The organism is Paraburkholderia sediminicola (assembly GCF_046026675.1).
In the GTDB taxonomy this organism is placed as follows: Bacteria; Pseudomonadota; Gammaproteobacteria; order Burkholderiales; family Burkholderiaceae; genus Paraburkholderia; species Paraburkholderia sediminicola_F.
Genome location: NZ_JAQQEY010000001.1, coordinates 2078714 through 2097727, shown reverse-complemented (window position 1 = coordinate 2097727; position 19014 = coordinate 2078714). Strand labels below are relative to the sequence as shown.

Here is a 19014-nt window from a genome sequence, read left to right as displayed (position 1 = left end):
CCGCTGCACGTCTTGCGGCACGAACACATCGTGGCCGCAAGACGTGCACACCTGTAGCACATCGAGGGCAACACAGTAAAATACCAGGCACCCGCGCCGCTGCGCGTCAGCCTACCCTTGGGTGCCCCACCTTGAAACGCAAAATGCCCGCGCTGAACGCGCTGAAAGCCTTCGAAGTCGCCGGCCGCACGGGCAGCTTTACGCGTGCAGCGGAACTGCTGAACGTGACGCAAAGCGCGGTCAGCCGGCAAGTCCGGCAACTGGAAGCCCAACTCGGCGAGACCTTGCTTCAGCGTCACCATCACCACCTCGAGCTCTCGGCCGCCGGCCGCATCCTCCTGCAAGCACTGCAACAATCATTCGACCGGATCGAACTTACGGTCCGCAGCCTGCAGGAGAAAACCCACCGCAACCGTCTGCGTATCAACGCGCCACCCACGTTCACGAGCCGCTGGCTGATGCCGCGTCTTGGACGTCTACGTGACGCGCATCCGCATCTCGAACTCAGCCTGTCGACCCGCGTCGACGACAACCTCGCCGAATCGGGTGTGCTCGACTGCGCCATCCGTTTCGGCAACGGTGAGTGGGAAGGTTTCGACAACCGTCTGCTGATGAACGAACGGCACATCGCCGTCTGCGCGCCCGCGTTGCTCGCGCGCCAGGCCGGCCGCGCGGCCATCGATCTGAATCAGTTCACGCTGCTGCACGTGCTCGCGAGCGCCGATCAGCGATATCTCACCTGGCAGCATTGGTTGAAAGCCGCCGGCATCGAAAACGTCGACACCCGTGGCGGTTACGAATTCGATCTGCTCGATCACGCGATCCGTGCCGCTATCGACGGACTCGGCGTGACCATCGCCGATCGTCACATGATTGGGCGTGAGCTGGCTGAGGGACAGTTGGTACAAGTGCTCAATGTGCACGTCGACGGCCACCAGTCGTATTGGCTCGTTACGCGCGCAGAGCAGGACGAGCTGCCGCACGTCGCGCTGTTCCGCGACTGGCTGCAGCAGGAGATCTGGTTGACCGAGCGCGCGCTCGATTCGTCGGAGTCGGCGCAGTTGGGTGAAGCGGGCTGAGCCGGGCGAAGTCAGGCGGCCGCAGCCAGCTCTGCCGCTTCGGGTTTAAAAGCAGCTTCGATGGCAGCGTCCATAAGGATCATCTCGGCGCCCTTCTCCGCGACCATCATCGTCGGCGCATTGATGTTGCCAGACGTGATGTTCGGGAAGATCGATGCATCGACCACGCGCAGGCCGGCAATGCCATGCACCCGCAAACGCGCATCGACCACCGAGGTGCGCGGGTCGTCGCCCATCGCGCACGAGCCGCACAGGTGATAGATCGAACCCGATTGCTCGCGGAAATACTGCAGGAAGCCTTCGCGCGTATTCACCTGCGGCCCCGGCGAGATTTCCTCGACCGTGATCTCTTTCAACGCCGGCGACGCCATCACCTTGCGCATCAGTTCGCAGCCCTGGATCACTTCGTCGATGTCTTTCTCCGTGGTCAACGCGTTGATGCGGATTTTCGCGGCGTCTTCCGCACGGTTCGACGCGATCTCGATCGAACCGCGGCTCGTCGGCCGGCACGGGTTGAATGCCAGCAAGAAGCCCGAATACGGCTCGGGTTCCAGATTCGCCTTGTTGCTCTTCGGAATCCGGTACGACAGCGGATTGAAGTACAACTGCAGATTCGGCTGCGCTTCGCGGTCGTTGCCCTTAAAGAACCCGCCCGACTGGTTCACGCTCATCGCGAGCGGCCCCTTGCGTGTCAGCAGATACTGCAGGCCGAGCTTGAGCTTGCCGAGCAAAGGGCGCAGTTCGTCGTTCAACGTCTTCACGTTCGCGCGATAGTAGAAGCTCACGCACAGATGGTCCTGCAGATTCTGTCCCACAGCGGGCAGTTCCTTGACCATTGCAATACGATGCTTTGCCAGCAATGCGCTATCGCCGACACCTGAGAGTTGCAACAGCTTGGGCGAATCGACTGCGCCCGCCGACAGGATCACCTCGCGGTTCGCCATGAACTGCCGCGTCGCGCCGTTCTGCGTCACGCTCACGCCAATTGCCCGTTGGTTACCGTCGAATAGCACGCGGCTCGCGAGCACGTCACGCTCGACCGTCAGGTTCTTGCGCGTCAGCACCGGGTGCAGATACTCGAAGCTGCTCGACGAACGCTGCCCGTTGCGCGTATTCACATCGTAGATGCCCGCGCCTTCGAATCGTTCGCCGTTGAAATCATCGCTGCGCTTGTAGCCGGCCTGGTCGCATCCTTTCAGGAACACGTGGCAGATCGGATGGGCTGCATCCTTCATCGGCGAGATACGGATCGGGCCGTCCGCGCCGTGATACTCCGTGTTGCCGAGAGGATGCGATTCGAGCTTGCGGAAATACGGCAGCACGTCGCGAAACGCCCAGCCCGGGTTGCCCGCCGCGGCCCAGTCGTCGAAATCATGCGGCTGGCCGCGCACGTAAATCATCGCGTTGATCGAGCCGGAACCGCCCTGCACCTTGCCGCGCGGGCAATAGATCGGCCGGTTGTCGAGTTCCTTTTCGGGCTCGCTGTAGTACATCCAGTTATAGGTTTCGTTGTAGTACGTCTTGGTGAAACCCACCGGGATCTTGAACCAGAACGAGCTGTCTTTGCCGCCCGCTTCGAGCAGCAGCACCGAATATTGGCCCGACGCCGAGAGGCGATTGGCGAGAATGCAGCCCGCCGAACCAGCACCGACGATGATGTAATCGTAGTTCATGCTCTATGTCGCCAAGCGGCGCCCAATCCATTGAATGCGTAAAACAACCTGAAACCCACAGCTTGAAACCCGGCTGCGTCAGGCCGGCCTCAACCCTTGGCCGGCGCGAGATCCTTCACGTCGGCAGGAAGTGCTGCCATCTGCAGATGCAGACGCTCGCCGGTGTACGGCGTGTGCTGCCGAACGACGTCCATGTTCAACTCCACGCCCAAACCCGGTTCCTGCGACGGAATGATGTAGCCGTCTTCCCATTGAATCGGCTTCTTCAACACTGCCGCATGGAAACCGTCCCACGTGCCGATGCTTTCCTGAATCAGGAAGTTCGGCGTGCAGGCCGCGAGCTGAATGCTGGCGGCCGCGCCGATCGGCCCGTTGTACAGATGCGGCGCGATCTGCGCGTAATACACCTCGGCAATCGCCGCGACTTTCTTCGCTTCGAGCAGGCCGCCCACACGCGCCACGTTCAGTTGCAGAATCGATGCCGCGCCCGCTTCGAGGAGCTTGAAAAATTCATACTTGGTGGTCAGGCGTTCGCCCGCGGCAATCGGAATGCTCGTGTGCTGCGCGACTTGCGCCATTGCGCCTTCCTGCCCCGGCGGCACCGGTTCTTCAAACCACAACGGATCGTATTTTTCGAGGCGTTTGGCGAGCCGGATTGCCGACGACGGCACCATCTGCCCATGCGTGCCGAACAGAAGATCGGCCTTGCTGCCGACGGCCTCGCGCACGCGGCGGCAGAAAGTCTCGCAGCGGTCGAGCACTTCCATCGACAACTGGTGCCCCGAATAAGCCGTATACGGCCCCGCCGGATCGAACTTCACCGCAGTGAAACCACGCTTCACGTTCTCAACAGCGCATTCGGCGGCGAGATCGGGATCGTCGTAGTCGTATTCACCGCGGCTGTTCTTCGGATACAGGTAGGTGTACGAACGCAGACGCTGGTTCACTATGCCGCCGAGCAGTTCGTACACCGGTTTGTTCGCCGCCTTGCCGATAATGTCCCAGCACGCCATTTCCAGCCCGCTGACCACACCCATCATCGTCAGATCGGGGCGTTGCGTGAAACCGCTCGAATACGCTTCGCGCCAGAGCCGCTCGATATGGTGCGGATCCTTATCGAGCAGATAGCGGCCGAATACATCGTCGATGATGTGGGTCATCGCCTTCGGGTGAAACGTTGCCGAATAGATTTCGCCGACGCCTTCAATACCGCAGTCGGTCTTGAGCTTGACGAAGATCCAGTACATGCCGCCCACGTGCGGCGGCGGTACGGCGACGATATGCGTTTCGAGCGAGACGACTTTCATTTACGCAACCCCTTTTTTGCTAAGCATGTTTCTCAGCGCGAGGCCGGCAAAGCCGCCGAGCGCCGCCATTCCGGCCACATAGCCGAAGTAAAGCTGGTAACCGAAGACGCCCGGGAAGTTCTGCGTCAGATAGCCATTGATCAACGGCAGGAACACGTCGGGCGAATAGCCGAGTACGGAGATCAGGCCGATGGCGAGGCCCATCGTTTCGACCGGGATATTGCAGCGATCCAGCAGCGACCAGTACAGCCCGCGAATCGCGTAAGTCAGAATGCCGATAAACAACACGAGGAACACCAGCAGCACGTGGCTCGAGATACGCGGCGCCGCCATCAGACCCAGCAGCGACAGTGCAGCGAGGAAGAGCGCGATCACCAGCACTGAGACCTTCGAATAACGGTCACCGAGAAAGCCGCCGCCGATGCCGCCGATCGGGCGCATCCACAGCTTGAGCGTAGTGATCGTGCCGGCCATCACCACCGTCAAGCCGATCTCGCCTTCGTGCAGATACGCGGAGAAGCTGTAAGTAGCCCAGAACACCTGGTAACCGCAGAACACGATAGCCGCGACCAGCCACAACTCAGGAATCGACGCGAGCGTTTTCAGATCGACCAGCACGTTGCTGCGTTTCTTCGTGGCGCGGTTGACGGCCGCGTCCTTAGCGCCTTGCGGGTCTTTGACGAGTGCAAGCACCACGCCAAGCGCGATGCACAGAAACGCGTACATGTAGACGACCAGCTTGAAACCAGCCGCCACCGGTTCGCCTCTCGTCTGCGTGAACCAGGCGAACAGCGTGATCGCGATGGTCGCGAGCATGGCTTCGATCAGGCCACGTCCACCATCGAGCAAACCGAAGAAGCGGCCCTGCTCGTGCGTGCCGGCGATCATCGTCACGCGCTTGATAACGGCAGCCCAGAAGGTCAACCCAGTCGTCAAACCCCAACCACCGAAAATCAGCATGAGCATCTGGAACGACGGCGCGGTCGAGTACCACAGGCCGAGCACGCCGGTTGCGATCAGCGAAAAGCAGATCAGGAGGCGCGGCGCGATCCGGTCGGCGAGCCAGCCGCTCGGCAAGTAACTCAGCAGAAAGATCGTGCCGAGCGACGAGTACAGATAGCCGAGCTGGCTATCGGTGATGTGAAACACTTCGAGCATCGTCGGCTGATAGACCTGCCGCAGATACAGAATCGGGTAAATCGCGCCGGCCGCGACGACCAGCAACATGAGCTGGATGTAGCGTTGAGCCTTGTTGGCTTGCAAAGCGGTTTCCGCGGCGCTTGAGGCGAGCGAAGCGGTGGTTTGAACGGACTGAGATGACACGTGAGCGCTCCTGGAAGACACAGCGCCGGTTGGCCGGGCCGCCGGATCTTCAAATATTTTTATAAGTGCAGCGGATTCGCTGCGTTTCTACGGGTTTCAAAACAACGCGTGCCGTCTACTCCGAATCGCGCGGCACGCGCCGGTTTCAGCTTTTCAGCTTTAGTACTTCATGACTACGAGACGGGTCTGCGTGAATTCGAGCATGCCGTGCTTGCCGTCGTCGCCGCCGAGACCCGAGCGTTTCCAGCCCGCATGGAAACCTTGATACGGATCGGCCGGCGTACGGTTCACGTACAGCTCGCCTGCCTCGATGCCGTTGGCGATCTTCATCGCGCTGCGATAGTTCTCGGTATAGAGCACCGACGACAAACCAAACTGATGGTCGTTGGCCATCTCCAGGGCTTCGTCGAGCGTGCGGTATTTGACGACCGGCATAATCGGACCGAAAGTTTCTTCCTGAATGATTTCCATGTCCTGACGGCAGTTCGACAGCAGCGTGGCCGGATAGAAGAAGCCCTTGCCTTGCGGCAGCCTGCCGCCGGTTTCGAGCGTGGCGCCCGCCGCGATCGCGCGTTCGACCATCCCGTGAATCGACTGGCGCGACGCGTCGTTGACAAGCGGTCCCATCAGCGACGGCTGTTCGCTGCGATCACCGCTTTCCACCGCGCTCATGTGCTTCTTCAGCAGCGCGACGAAACGGTCATGCACGCTTTCCTGCACGTAGACGCGTTCGATCGCCGTGCAAAGCTGCCCGCAGTGAGTGGTTTTGGATGCGACCAGATCGCGCGCGGCCTTCTCGAGATCCGCATCCGCCTGGATGATGGCGGGCGTCTTGCCGCCCAGTTCGAGCGACGGCTTGGCGATGTTCGCCTTGCAGTATTCGAGCACCTTGCGCCCCGCGCCGACGCTGCCGGTCAGCGTGATCATGCCGACTTTCGGATGCGTGCAAAGCGCCTCGGCGGTTGCATGATTCATTGCGAGAATGTTCACGACGCCGGCCGGCAACCCTGCCTTCTCAACCGCTCTTGCGATCTCGAACGCTGATGTCGGCGTGTTGTTGCTCGGGCGCACCACCACGGTATTGCCGGCGATCAGCGCGGGCGCCACCTTGCGCATGAACGTATAGACCGGGTAATTGAACGGGATCAGGCATGCGACCACGCCGATCGGCTCGCGATGCAGCACGAGGTTCTCGTCGGGCGTGTCGCTCGGAATCACCTCGCCTTCGATGCGGCGCGCCCATTCGGCGTGGTAGCGGGTGATCTGGCCGGCGTAGATCGCTTCGTTAGTGGCGTCGGCGACGCTCTTGCCCGACTCCAGCGCGAGCGCCGCACCGATGGCGGGCGCGCATTCGGTGAGCGCGTCGGCGAGCTTGTGCAGATAGACCGCGCGCTCGGCCGAAGGCAGCTTGCGCCAGCCCTTCTGCGCGGCGGCTGCGGCGTCGACCGCGGCGATGGCCTCGGCTTCGGTAGCGCCCGTGACGTGGGCAATCACGGCTTCGGTAGCGGGGTTGGTGACGGCGATGAGATCGTCGCTTGCCGCGTCGATAAAGCAGCCGTTAGCAAAATTCCGATCGAGTCGCATGTCGTCTCCTGAAAACCTGGTGCGGTGGCGCATTGCCTTCGGCTATCGCCTTCATGCCAAAGGTGCATGGACGGAATTTTTCTCTGGGGCACGGCGCACCACAAGCGAATAATTCGCGGGACAAACATTCGAAAAAATCACGTTTATCCAGGGATGTGCCTCATACGCGAATCCCATCTCGAATAGCAGAATCCGGGCTTTGCCAAACGCAGCGGCCTTTGCAAGCGGTCGAACCCCGTTTCGACCCACTGGGGTCACTCACTACCAAAGTCTGGAGCTCACAATGAAAAAGAATGTCATCGCCGCCGCAGCATTCACCGTGCTTGCCTCGCTGGCGGCCCCGTCCGCCTTCGCGCAAAGCAGCGTGACCCTGTACGGCGTGCTCGACGAAGGCATCGACTACACCAACAACGCCGGGCGCGGCGCAGTCTGGGAAATGGCAAGCGGCTATGCGCAAGGCAGCCGCTGGGGCATGAAGGGCTCGGAAGATCTGGGCGGCGGCATGAAGGCCGTGTTCCAGCTGGAAAACGGCTTCGACGTGAGCTCAGGGCGGCTCGGCCAGGGCGGCCGCATGTTCGGCCGCCAGGCCTATGTGGGCTTGAGCGACAACCGGTTCGGCACGGTCACGTTCGGGCGCCAGTACGATTCAGTGGTCGATTACCTTGCGCAGACCACCGCCAACGGTAACTGGGCCGGCTACCTGTTTGCGCACCCGTACGACAACGACAACACGGACAACTCGTTCCGTCTCGGCAACAGCGTGAAGTACGCGAGCCCGGAAATCGCGGGCTTCCAGTTCGGCGGCGTGTACAGCTTCAGCAACGACACGAACTTCGCGAACAACCGCGCCTATAGCTTCGGTGGCCAGTATGCGAACGGCGGCCTGCTGATTGCAGCCGCGTACCTGCAGGCGAACAATCCGGGCGCGGGTTCGACCGGCGCGATTACCGCGAACGACGCGAGCTTTATCGCCGGGCGCATGCGGGTGTTCGGCGCCGGCATCAACTACACGTTCGGTTCGGCAACCGCCGGTTTTGCTTACACCAACTCCAACTATAAGGATCCGACCGGCAACGGCTATATCGGCATCCCGCTGGCGGCATCAGGCGTCAGCCTGAATACGCTGAAGTACCAGAACTTCGAAGTGAACGGTAAATACCAGTTCACGCCGGCCTTCTTTATCGGCGCGCAGTATGTGTACACGATGGAGAACTACGATGCGTCGACAGGCAGCGCGAAGCCGAAGATTCACTCGGTCGGTTTGATGGCGGATTACAACCTGTCCAAACGCACGGACGTTTATGTGCAGGGCGAGTATCAGAAGGTCGCGGGCGACTCCACCAACTCGATTCTCGACAACGCGTTCATTCCGGGTGTGCAGGCGCCGTCGTCGACTGGGAATCAGGTCGCCGTGCGGCTCGCGCTGCGGCACAAGTTCTGAGGACTCAGTCCCCCTCCACCGCCGCCTTCAGCCTCAGCAACGCGTGATCCCACTGCTGCGAGATCGCTTCGAGCGCGCGCTGCGCTTCGTCGAGGTGTGCCGGTTCGAACGTCCATAGGCGTTCACGGCCCACCTTGACGTCGCGCACGAGGCCCGCATTGGCAAGCACCTGCAAATGCTGCGTGACCGACTGCCGCGTAACCTCCGTTCCGGCGGTCAACTGCGCGATCGACATCGCACTGCCCGCACACAACACGGCGATCAGACGCAATCGCGTTTCGTCGCCGAGCGCCGCAAAAATCTGCGCGGAACTTCGCAGCATGGCCGCCTTTACTCGCGCATTGCTCACAGCCGGCTTACCCCTTGGCGACATGCTTTTCGATGTTGACCAACTGCTGTTCCCACCCGCCGCTATTCATGCGGAACGCTTCCGCGCGGCGTGCCGCGGGAATTTGATCGAAGCCCGATTCGACTACACGCAGCAACGTGCCCGAATCGACCTCGCTCAGCTCGAATACGACCAGCGTGGTGGGCTCGGGCGAGTAGTCGATTGACACATCGACCGCTGCCGGATGCCAGCGAAACGAAAGATGATGTTCGGCCTCGATCCGCTCGACCAGCACATCCATGACCAAATGCTCATAACCCGGATAGGTGATGTTGCCCTGGACGGATTGGCCGGCCACAAACTGTTTGCCGCCGAAATCCACGCCAAACCATTGGCCGAATTCCTCGGCGTTGGACACCGCGCGCCACACTCGCGAGCGCGGCGCCTTCAGCAGAATCTGTTTCTCGATGCGGTCAGTCGACGCGTCTTTGGGTGTGTCAGATGATATCGTCATATGCAGCCTCCTGACTGCATATTAGGTTTGCAACCGGCAACATGCAAGTATTTACCTGCGTTTTTTTTGCGCAAGCAAATGCTTTCCCGCTGAAGGACAGCGAAACAGATCGCAACAGGCGCTCGCTTACCCCGCCGAAGTCTTTTGCACAAACGCGCTCACCACAGCCTCAAGTTCCCTGGTGATGGAAGTCATCACGCCCGCTATCACGGCGAACTCCCGGCCTGTCACATTCGAACGGCTCGCCACAATCTGGCCGTTGAACGAGACGATATGCGCTTCCTTCGCGATCGCCTTGATCCGCTCGATGAGATCCTGCTGGCCTTTCTTCTGTGCCCGCGCAATGCGTCGGCTTTCCTGCTCGTAGACAGCGGTCACGGCGTGCAGATGCGTCAGCAACGGATCGACGGAACCGATCAACGCGTTCAGCGCTTCATTGGCGCGCGGCGAGCCGCGTTCGATCGCCTCCAGCGCCACCGAGGCCAGCGCGATAAAGTCCGCGATCTTCTTCGCAACGTTCCCGCTGCCGTGAAAAGCCTCGCGCAGCGCCGGCGAGAACAGTCCGGGCATGCCGTCGCGGCCTTGCACCAGCGCGGTGTGGCTGTCCGAAAACGTCCGCAAGGTCTCCCGCGCAATCGCCAATGCACCGTCGAACTGTTGAAACGCCAACATCGACTGCAACGCGATGCGCTGCGACAGCATCCGTTGACGCCCCGCCATGTTGATCAACGAGCTCAATACCTCGCTGGAGACGTCCGCTTCGGACGGTGGTGCTTGAACCCGATCTTTCGTAACGCTCATGTCTTCTGCTTATGATTCGATTGACCCCTTCGCGCCAGCCGGCATCCGCACCGCGTGGCCGCCATCGGCAGACACGCCTCGGCGCGGACGCCGAATTGCATTACTCCGTTGCGTGCGTATGCATCACGTTGGTATGCATCGACCACGCCATCCACGGACGGCGCAGCGCGACGATCGCGAGGAATGCGCAAGCCGCCAGCGCGCCGAAAGTCGCGAAGCCCATCTGATAGCTGCCCGTGCTTTCCTTCGCGATGCCCATCACGACCGGCAGATAGAATCCACCGATCCCGCCCGCCGCACCGACGATGCCCGACATCAAGCCGGTGCGGCCGGCCCAGCGATGCGGCACCAGCTGGAAGGTCGCGCCATTACCCAGACCGAAGGCCACGTACAGACACAGCAGCAGCACAATCCCGCCCAGCATCGACGGCATGGCGGCGGCAAAAACGAAGTCGCACAGCGAAATGACCGCGAGCAGGAAGGTCAGCGCGCGCACGCCCGACACCTTGTCGGCAATCAAGCCGCCGAGCGGCCGCACGATCGCGCCGGTTGCGGCAAGCAGCGCCATGAACAGGCCGGCGTCAATTTTCGACAGCTGATACAGGTTGGTCAGCAGCAGCGAAACATACGACGACATGCCGACAAAACCCCCGAACGTGATGCTGTACACCAGCATGATCGCCCACGTGTCACGCTCAGACAGCACCGAGCGATAGCGCTTGGGCAGCACCGCGATCGCCAGCAGCGCACCGATCACCGGCAACAGCAGCACACCGGTCTTGCCGGAACCGAACATACCCGCTTCGACCAGCAGCACGAGTACGATCAAACCAGCGAGCGTCACCGCGAAACTGCCGAACGCGCGCAGCACGCTGCCGGATTTGATACCGGAATCGTTGGCCCAGAAGTACAGCGTGATCGCGGCAATCGCGAGCAACGGCAGTGCGCCGGCGGTCGCCATTTGCCAGCCGTAGTGCGTTGCCAGTTGCGGGAACAGGAAACCGTCGAGCACCGCGCCGATGTTGCCGGCTGCGGCCAGACCCAGCACGAGGCCCTGCACCTTCGGCGGATAGTTGCTACCGGCCATCGGCAGCGCCACCGCGAAGCTCGCGCCACCTACGCCGAGGAACACGCCGAGCACTAGCAGCAAGGTGTACGACGGCACGAACGGCAACAACGGCAGTACGATCGTCGGCACCGCCGACAGCAATACGCCCATCAGCGCGATGCGTTTGCCATGAGCGGATTGATAGAGATTGCCGAGCGTCACGCGCAGAATCGCTGCCGACAGCACCGGCACGGCGACCAGCAAACCTTGCTGTGCAGGCGTCATTGCAACGCTTTTGCTGATGAACGGCGCGAGCGGCCCGTATAGCACCCAGACAGTGAAGCCGGTGTCGAAATAGAGGAAACACGCCACCAACGCGCGCCAATCCCCGCTCTTTAGAGAGCTCATCACGTTCTTCATTAGATATCCTCACATTTGCTGGTTGTTCGCTTACCTGGTACACGGCGCTGAGGCACCGCGCACCGGAATGGCCACGATATTGAATACCGGTTTTGACATGCAATCTCCATGCCATCCGGGTCCTTATTCCAAGCTTGACTGCGTACTCTCTTAAACCGTGATACCGCGTCTGAGCCGGTCGCTTTGAAAATCAATAAACGTCGCGTACGTAGCGCTTTTCCTGCGCTAAACAGCTCACATAATCAGCGGCTTTTTCTTCGCTCATGCCGCCGTGCTGAGCAACCACTTGCTTGAGCGTCGCGTCGACGTCTCTCGCCATTCGGCTTGCGTCGCCGCAGACATAAAAATGCGCACCTTCTTCGAGCCATGCCCACAGTTGCGCACCCTGCTCGCGCATGCGGTCCTGCACGTAAACCTTCTCCGTTTGATCACGCGAGAAAGCGACATCCAGGCGGGTCAGCACACCGCTGTCGCGCATTGCTTCCAGTTCGTCGCGATAGTAGAAATCCGTGGCCGCGTGTTGTTCGCCGAAGAACAGCCAGTTGCGTCCCTTGTCGCCGCGTGCACGCCGCTCGTGCAGAAAGCCGCGGAACGGTGCAACGCCCGTGCCGGGACCGACCATGATGATCGGCGTGTTCGAAACATGGGGAGGCCGAAAGTGTGCGGATTTCTGCACGAATACCGGCACATTCACGTCACCGGCGCGGTCGGCGAGAAACGTCGATGACACGCCCTTGCGATGGCGGCGGCCATTGCTGTAGCGAACCGCGGCCACCGTCAGATGAACTTCGCCAGGATGTGCCTTCGGGCTCGATGCAATCGAATACAAACGCGGCTGCAGGCGCTTGAGCATGCCGGTCAATTCTGTGGCCGTCAGGTCTACGGGAAATTCGTGGAGCACGTCGGCGAGTTGTTGGCCCCACAGCCAGTGTTTGAGATCGGATTTGCGCGCCGGCGTCAACAGATCGCGCAATGCGCCGTTGCTGCTTCGCGCCGCGATGAATGCCAGTGAGTCAGGGCTGGGACGCGCGATCTCGTAGTGCTTGCCGAGTGCGTCGGCGAGACGCATGTCCCCCACGCCGGAGACGTTCACTGCAGCGTCGGCGCTCAAACCGCTCAGGCTGATCAATTCATCGACCAGTTCGGGACAATTGCTCGGCCATACGCCCAGCGCATCGCCGGCTTCGTATTCGAGGCCCGAGTCGCCGGTGCTCAACGAAAAGTAGCGTGTATCCTTCGCGGCGCCCTGCTTGTTCAGTTGCAGGTTCCTGACGAGACGCGATGCGGCCGGACGCGTCCTGGTCGGCACGGCGCCGGGCACCACGGCGTTGATCATGCCGCCTCGCGGCACCGCATGCAGCGCCGCATCTTCTTCCTTGATGCGCACGATGATGCCTTCGAGCCACGCGTCAGCATTCTCCTGATACTCGCTGTCACAGTCGACGCGATCCATCAAACGCAACGCACCTTGAGCGGCGAGACGTTCATCCAGACGGCGGCCGTGGCCGCAAAATTGATCGTAATTGCGATCGCCCAGCGCGAGCACGGCGTAGCGTAGCCCTTCGAGACGCGGCGCTGCATCGCTGACCAGTTCGCTCCAGAAACTTTGTGCGTTGTCAGGCGGATCGCCATCGCCGAAAGTGCTCGACATGAGCAGCACATATTGCGCTTTCGCGAGCGCCGAGGCTTGATAGTCCGCCATGCATGACGTGCGGATTTCGAAGCCCGACTCCATCAGACGCGTGGCATAACGTTCGGTGAGCGATTCGGTGTTGCCGGTTTGCGAGGCCCAAAGCAAGGTGACTTTGGGTCGCACGCGCAAGATGCGCACACTGGATGCATGTGCCTCGTCAGAGGGCACCGTGGCGAGCGCGACTGCTGGTACGGCCGCCTGGGTCCCACTGCGGCTATAGAGTCCGGCCAGCAAACCATCCACGTACAAGCGGCTCGCCGAATCAAACGGTGCGCTGCCCGGCAGGACCGGCACGCTGTCGATGCCCAACCCTTCCGTCGAACGCAGGCCACTGACGAAACCGGCCAGATACGCACGCTCGGTATCGGTCAACGACGGCGCAGGTGTCGACGGAAGCTGCAACAGACGAGTGAGTGAATCGATACGGGGCATGTCCAGATCCTCGGCGTTCGCCGATATAGCGCTTGCCGGAGCAGCGCCGGCTGTAACCATGGGCGCGTCGCTCAGCGTCTCGTCGTCCGCATTCGAAACCACCGGCCCGATGGTTTCGACCACGACAGGGCTGAGCGCGACCGCACAGAACTTGAGTTCGGGTTGCTGCGAGACCGGATCGATGGCGTCGCTCGTTACGGCGTTGATGCACAGGTCGTCGCCGAAGACGTCGTTCCAGTGCATCGGCGCGAAGCAGTTCCCTGCTTGCACACGCTCCGTAACGACCGCCGGCAGCACGGCACGCCCGCGGCGCGAACGGATTTCAACCGGGTCTTTGGCCTTGATGCCGAGCGCGGCGGCATCCTCGGGATGGATCTCGACGAACGGGCCCGGGTTCAGCTTGTTGAGCATCGCGACCTTGCCGGTCTTGGTCATGGTGTGCCATTGATGCTGCAAGCGGCCCGTATTCAACACGATCGGAAATTCCCGGTCGGGCAACTCGGCCGGGGCTGCAAAGGCGCGGGCGAAGAACACAGCTTTGCCGCTTGCGGTCGGAAACACGAGCCGCGGAAGGCTGCCGTCGGGCAGTTTCTTCAGCGTCTGGTTGACACCGTCGTTGATGTAGCGAACCGGATTGCGGTCGGCGCCATCGTCGGCGGCGAGCGGCCATTGCAACGGCGTTTCCTTCAGACGGCGATGGCTCGCGCCGCGCAGGTCGTAACCCGTTTTCGGATTCGATGAGCGAGTGATTTCCGCGAAAACTTCTTCGGCGCTTGCGTAGGTAAACGCATCGGCGAAACCCATTTCACACGCGACACGCGCGATGATCTGCCAATCCGGCAACGCGGCGCCCGGCGCTTCGATGCCCTTCTGCATCAGCGTCAGGTTGCGCTCGGAGTTGATCATCACGCCTTCGGCTTCGGCCCACAATGCGCCGGGCAACAGCACGTCGGCGTATCGGTTGGTCTCGGTGTCGAGGAAGGCGTCCTGCGAAATCACGAGTTCCGCGGCGCGCAAACCAGCGATCGCGGTCTGACGATTCGCGACGCTCGCCACCGGATTCGTGCAGATAATCCAGCACGCCTTGATCTCGCCCGCAGCCATGCGAGTGAACATATCGATCGTGCCGTTGCCGACTTCAGTCTTCAGCGTGCCCTTCGGAATGCCCCACAGGTCTTCGACAAACACCCGGTCTTCTTCGACCAGAACCGAACGCTGCCCCGGCAAGCCGGGCCCCATGTAGCCCATTTCACGGCCACCCATCGCATTGGGCTGGCCGGTCAGCGAGAACGGACCGCTGCCGCGGCGGCAGATCTTGCCCGTCGCCAGATGCAGATTGCAGATCGCGTTCGTATGCCATGTGCCATGCGTGCTTTGATTCAGGCCCATGGTCCAGCAGCTGATCCACTCCGGCGCGGCGCCGATCATTCGCGCGGCCTGGCGGATATTTTCTACAGAAAGGCCCGTAATCGCCGACACTTTCTCCGGTGTGTAGTCCGCGAGAAAAGCTGGCATTCCGTCCCAGCCTTCGGTGAAGTCCGCAATAAAAGCCGCATCCGTATGGCCGTTTTTGTGCAGCAAATGCAGTAGGCCGTTCAGCAATGCCAAATCGGTACCCGGCTTGATCTGCAGAAAGAGATCGGCCTTATCGGCAGTCGTATTGCGACGCGGATCGACCACAATCAGTTTCGCACCCGCCTTCACGCGATCCATCATGCGCAGGAACAGAATCGGATGACAGTCGGCCATATTCGCGCCGATCACGAAGAACAGGTCGGCGTGGTCGATGTCTTCGTACGATCCCGGCGGGCCGTCCGCACCGAGCGAAAGCTTGTAGCCACTGCCTGCGCTCGCCATGCACAGGCGCGAATTCGATTCGATGTTGTTGGTGCCGACAAAGCCCTTGGCGAGCTTGTTGACGAGGTACTGCGCCTCGATCGACATCTGTCCCGACACATAGAACGACAACGCGTCCGGTCCGTGTTCGTCGAGCAGGCCGCGCAAACGCGCCGCCGTGGTGGTGATCGCCTGCGCCATCGGCAGCGGCGCGGGATCCTGGTCGCGCGCGCGGCGCACGAACGCGTCTTCCAGACGGCCCGACTTGCGCAACGCGACATGCGCCGACTGGCCCTTGGTGCACAGCCGTCCGAAATTCGCCGGATGCTCCTTGTCGCCGGCAATCTTCACGACCTGGCCGTCCTCGACGTGCAGCACCATTCCGCAGCCAACGCCGCAGTAGGGGCACACGGTTTTTACGCTAGCGGAGGACATGGAGAGCGACGTCGTTCGAATGGATACAAAGAGAAATCAGCAACTCAGGCCGCGACCCACACCTGTCCGTCTTCCACCCGCGCGGCGAACGCGCTCACGGAATACGCCGGTGTTTCGAGGCACTCGCCGGTGCGCAGATCGAAGTGGTGCTTGTAGATCGGCGAAGCGACCACGAGGCGCTCGCCCAGACTGCCGATCAGTCCGCGCGAGAGCACCGCGGCTTGCGAGCCCGGATCGTAGTTTTCGATCGCATACACGGCGCCGTCGGCGTCGCCGTTGTTCACATGAAATACCGCCACCTGCTCGCCGTTGACGAGCGCGCACACGCCCGTGTTGGGCACGATGTCGTCGAGCGGGCAGATCGGCGTCCAGGCGAGCGGCAGGCGGTCAAGGTTCATGGTGGAAGTCCTCGGTGATTAGCGCAAAAAGAATCAAACGGTCTCAACAACCACGGGAATCGCATTGAGCTTCGACAGCCGCTCGGCCACCGTCGCGGGCCGGATCTGGCCGCGCTCCTCGACGAAGGTGACATTGCCGTCCGGTTCGCCACTGTTGACGAAGTGACGGAAGCGCTTACGCGTTTCAGGATCGGTGACGGCCCGCTTCCATTCGCATTCGTAGGTATCCACCACGTGCTGCATTTCCACCTCGAGCTCCGCAACTACGCCCAGGCGATCGTTGACGACCACATCGATCAGATAGTCGAGTCCGCCTTCGAGGTTGTCGCGCCATACGCTGGTGCGTTGCAGTCGGTCCGCCGTGCGCACGTAGAACATCAGGAAGCGGTCGATGTAGCGCACCAGCGTTTCCTTATCGAGGTCCGAGGCAAGCAGTTCGGCATGGCGCGGCTTCATCCCACCGTTGCCGCAGACATAGAGGTTCCAGCCCTTCTCTGTCGCGATGATGCCGACGTCCTTGCCCTGCGCTTCAGCGCATTCGCGAGTGCAGCCGGATACGCCGAACTTGATCTTGTGCGGCGTGCGCAGGCCCTTGTAGCGATTCTCGAGTTCGACCGCGAGGCCCACCGAATCGCCGACACCGTAACGGCACCACGTCGAACCGACGCACGACTTCACTGTGCGCAGCGACTTACCGTACGCGTGGCCCGACTCGAAGCCGGCCGCAATCAATTCTTCCCAGATGAACGGCAGCTGTTCGACGCGCGCACCGAACAGATCGACTCGCTGACCGCCGGTGATCTTCGTGTAAAGGCCGTATTTCTTCGCGACCTGGCCGACGGCGATCAAGCCGTCGGGCGTCACTTCGCCGCCCGCCATGCGCGGTACGACCGAATAGGTGCCGTCGCGCTGGATGTTGGCGAGGTAGTAATCGTTGGTGTCCTGCAGCGCCGCGTGCTCCTTCTTCAGCACGAATTCGTTCCAGCACGACGCGAGAATGCTTGCCACCGCCGGTTTGCAGATATCGCAACCGAGGCCGTGACCGTGCTTCGACAGCAACTCGCCGAAGCTGCGCACACCCTCCACACGCACGAGGTGATACAGCTCCTGGCGCGAATACGGGAAGTGCTCGCACACGTGGTTGTTGACCGCGAGGCCCTGCTTTCTCATCTCGGCCTTCATCACCTGCGTGACGAGCGGCACACAGCCGCCGCACGACGTGCCGGCCTGGGTCGCGCACTTCAACGCGCCGATGTCGGTCGCGCCCGCGCACACGGCGGCACACAGGTCGCCCTTCGAGACGTTGTTGCACGAACAGATTTGCGCGCCGGCGGGCAATGCCTCGACGCCGAGCGCCGGTTTCGCCTGACCGTCGGACGACGGCAGGATCAGGAATTCGGGCGATGCCGGCAACTCGATCCGGTTCAGCATCATCTGCAGCAGCGTGCCGTATTCGCTCGCATCGCCGACCATCACGCCGCCGAGCAGATACTTGCCGCATTCGGACACCACCAGCTTTTTGTAGATCTGCTTGCGTTCGTCGCTGAACTGATAGGCGCGGCTGCCCGGCGTGTTGCCATGCGCGTCGCCGATGCTCGCGACGTCCACGCCCATCAGCTTCAACTTGGTGCTCATGTCGGCGCCGGCGAATTCCGCCGAGTCGCCGTGCAGTTGCTTCGCCACCGCGCGTGCCATCTCATAGCCGGGCGCGACGAGGCCGAACAGCTTGCCCTCCCACAGCGCGCACTCGCCGATCGCATAGATGTGCGGGTCGCTGGTACGGCACGCGTTGTCGATCACGATCCCACCGCGTTCGCCGAGCGCGAGGCCGCTTTGGCGCGCGAGATCGTCACGCGGACGAATGCCCGCGGAGAACACGATCATGTCCGTGTCGAGGTGACTGCCGTCGGCAAATTGCATGCGATGCGTGCCCGTCTCGCCATCGATAATCGCCGAGGTGTTCTTCTGCGTGTGCACCGTCACACCCAGTTCTTCGATCTTGGTGCGCAGCATGCGGCCGCCGCCTTCGTCGACCTGTACCGCCATCAGGCGCGGTGCGAACTCGACCACGTGCGTTTCCAGCCCCATGTCGCGCAACGCCTTCGCGCATTCGAGGCCAAGCAGGCCGCCGCCGACCACCGTACCGGTCTTCGAGCGGGCGCCGCATTCCTGCATCGCTTCGAGGTCGTCAATGGTGCGGTAGACAAAGCAGTCGGCGCGTTCGCGCCCTTGCACGGGCGGCACGAATGGATAGGAACCCGCAGCGAACACCAGCTTGTCGTACGGCAAGGTCTCGCCGGTCGATACCGTTACGGTGCGCGCGTCGCGATCGATCGCCACGGCTTTTGCATTGAGCTTCAGCAAGACGTTCTGGCGCTCGAAGAAACCCGGCTCGACGAGCGACAGATCGTCCGCCGTCTTGCCCGCGAAGAATTCGGACAGGTGCACGCGGTCGTACGCCGGGCGTGATTCCTCGCACAGCACGGTGATGTCGAGCCCATGCGCCGCATCTTGCGCCAGGCATTCGACCAGTTTGTGGCCGACCATCCCGTGACCGATAACGATGATTTTCATGACCGCGGCTTCCTCAATGTGCTGGGCTCGAATCGCTGCCGACCGGCTACTGCGCGAAAGCGATTCCGGAAATAAAAACGGCGTCCCGCGAACCCAGTCGATGACTGAATTCGGGGGACGCCGTTGTC

At 61.7% G+C, this 19014-nt stretch carries 13 protein-coding genes; 2 read left to right on the top strand and 11 right to left on the bottom strand.

Annotated elements, in window-relative coordinates:
- The first annotated feature begins 143 nt into the window (after positions 1–143).
- Complete coding sequence (locus tag PQQ86_RS09085) at positions 144–1079, top strand: LysR substrate-binding domain-containing protein (protein ID WP_200651005.1); 936 nt, start codon at positions 144–146, stop codon at positions 1077–1079.
- Between the two features lie 11 nt (positions 1080–1090).
- Here the strand turns inward: PQQ86_RS09085 and PQQ86_RS09080 are convergent, their stop codons facing one another.
- The 4 genes from PQQ86_RS09080 to aldA form a co-directional block, all read right to left on the bottom strand.
- On the bottom strand, positions 1091–2752 hold the full coding sequence (locus PQQ86_RS09080; protein WP_408265870.1) for a GMC family oxidoreductase: 1662 nt from the start codon (positions 2750–2752) through the stop codon (positions 1091–1093).
- A gap of 89 nt (positions 2753–2841) precedes the next feature.
- Complete coding sequence (locus PQQ86_RS09075; protein WP_408265869.1) at positions 2842–4059, bottom strand: mandelate racemase/muconate lactonizing enzyme family protein; 1218 nt, start codon at positions 4057–4059, stop codon at positions 2842–2844.
- Positions 4060–5382, bottom strand: a complete 1323-nt coding sequence (locus tag PQQ86_RS09070) for an MFS transporter (protein ID WP_408265867.1) — start codon at positions 5380–5382, stop codon at positions 4060–4062.
- Between the two features lie 159 nt (positions 5383–5541).
- A complete protein-coding gene (aldA, locus tag PQQ86_RS09065) occupies positions 5542–6966 on the bottom strand; it encodes an aldehyde dehydrogenase (RefSeq protein WP_408265865.1) in 1425 nt (474 codons plus the stop codon).
- A 283-nt stretch (positions 6967–7249) separates the two neighbouring features.
- Here aldA and PQQ86_RS09060 point away from each other — a divergent pair, with 283 nt between their 5' ends.
- On the top strand, positions 7250–8407 hold the full coding sequence (locus tag PQQ86_RS09060) for a porin (RefSeq protein ID WP_408265863.1): 1158 nt from the start codon (positions 7250–7252) through the stop codon (positions 8405–8407).
- A gap of 4 nt (positions 8408–8411) precedes the next feature.
- Here PQQ86_RS09060 and PQQ86_RS09055 read toward each other — a convergent pair whose 3' ends face one another.
- The 7 genes from PQQ86_RS09055 to nirB form a co-directional block, all read right to left on the bottom strand.
- Positions 8412–8780, bottom strand: a complete 369-nt coding sequence (locus PQQ86_RS09055) for an ArsR/SmtB family transcription factor (RefSeq protein WP_408265861.1) — start codon at positions 8778–8780, stop codon at positions 8412–8414.
- Positions 8764–9249 (bottom strand): SRPBCC family protein, encoded by a 486-nt coding sequence (locus tag PQQ86_RS09050; RefSeq protein ID WP_408265859.1) that lies wholly within the window; start codon positions 9247–9249, stop codon positions 8764–8766. Before PQQ86_RS09050 ends, PQQ86_RS09055 begins: the two co-directional genes overlap by 17 nt.
- 126 nt (positions 9250–9375) lie before the next feature.
- On the bottom strand, positions 9376–10050 hold the full coding sequence (locus PQQ86_RS09045; RefSeq protein ID WP_408265857.1) for a type IV pili methyl-accepting chemotaxis transducer N-terminal domain-containing protein: 675 nt from the start codon (positions 10048–10050) through the stop codon (positions 9376–9378).
- Between the two features lie 100 nt (positions 10051–10150).
- Positions 10151–11518, bottom strand: coding sequence for an MFS transporter (locus tag PQQ86_RS09040; RefSeq protein ID WP_408265855.1), 1368 nt, complete (start codon positions 11516–11518; stop codon positions 10151–10153).
- Between the two features lie 190 nt (positions 11519–11708).
- The gene (locus tag PQQ86_RS09035; RefSeq protein WP_408265853.1) at positions 11709–15914 is read right to left on the bottom strand and encodes a bifunctional nitrate reductase/sulfite reductase flavoprotein subunit alpha; all 4206 of its coding nucleotides are present in this window, start codon (positions 15912–15914) and stop codon (positions 11709–11711) included.
- Between the two features lie 44 nt (positions 15915–15958).
- Positions 15959–16312, bottom strand: a complete 354-nt coding sequence (gene nirD / locus PQQ86_RS09030; protein WP_054037565.1) for a nitrite reductase small subunit NirD — start codon at positions 16310–16312, stop codon at positions 15959–15961.
- A 33-nt stretch (positions 16313–16345) separates the two neighbouring features.
- Complete coding sequence (nirB, locus tag PQQ86_RS09025; protein ID WP_408265850.1) at positions 16346–18886, bottom strand: nitrite reductase large subunit NirB; 2541 nt, start codon at positions 18884–18886, stop codon at positions 16346–16348.
- Between the last annotated feature and the right edge of the window lie 128 nt (positions 18887–19014).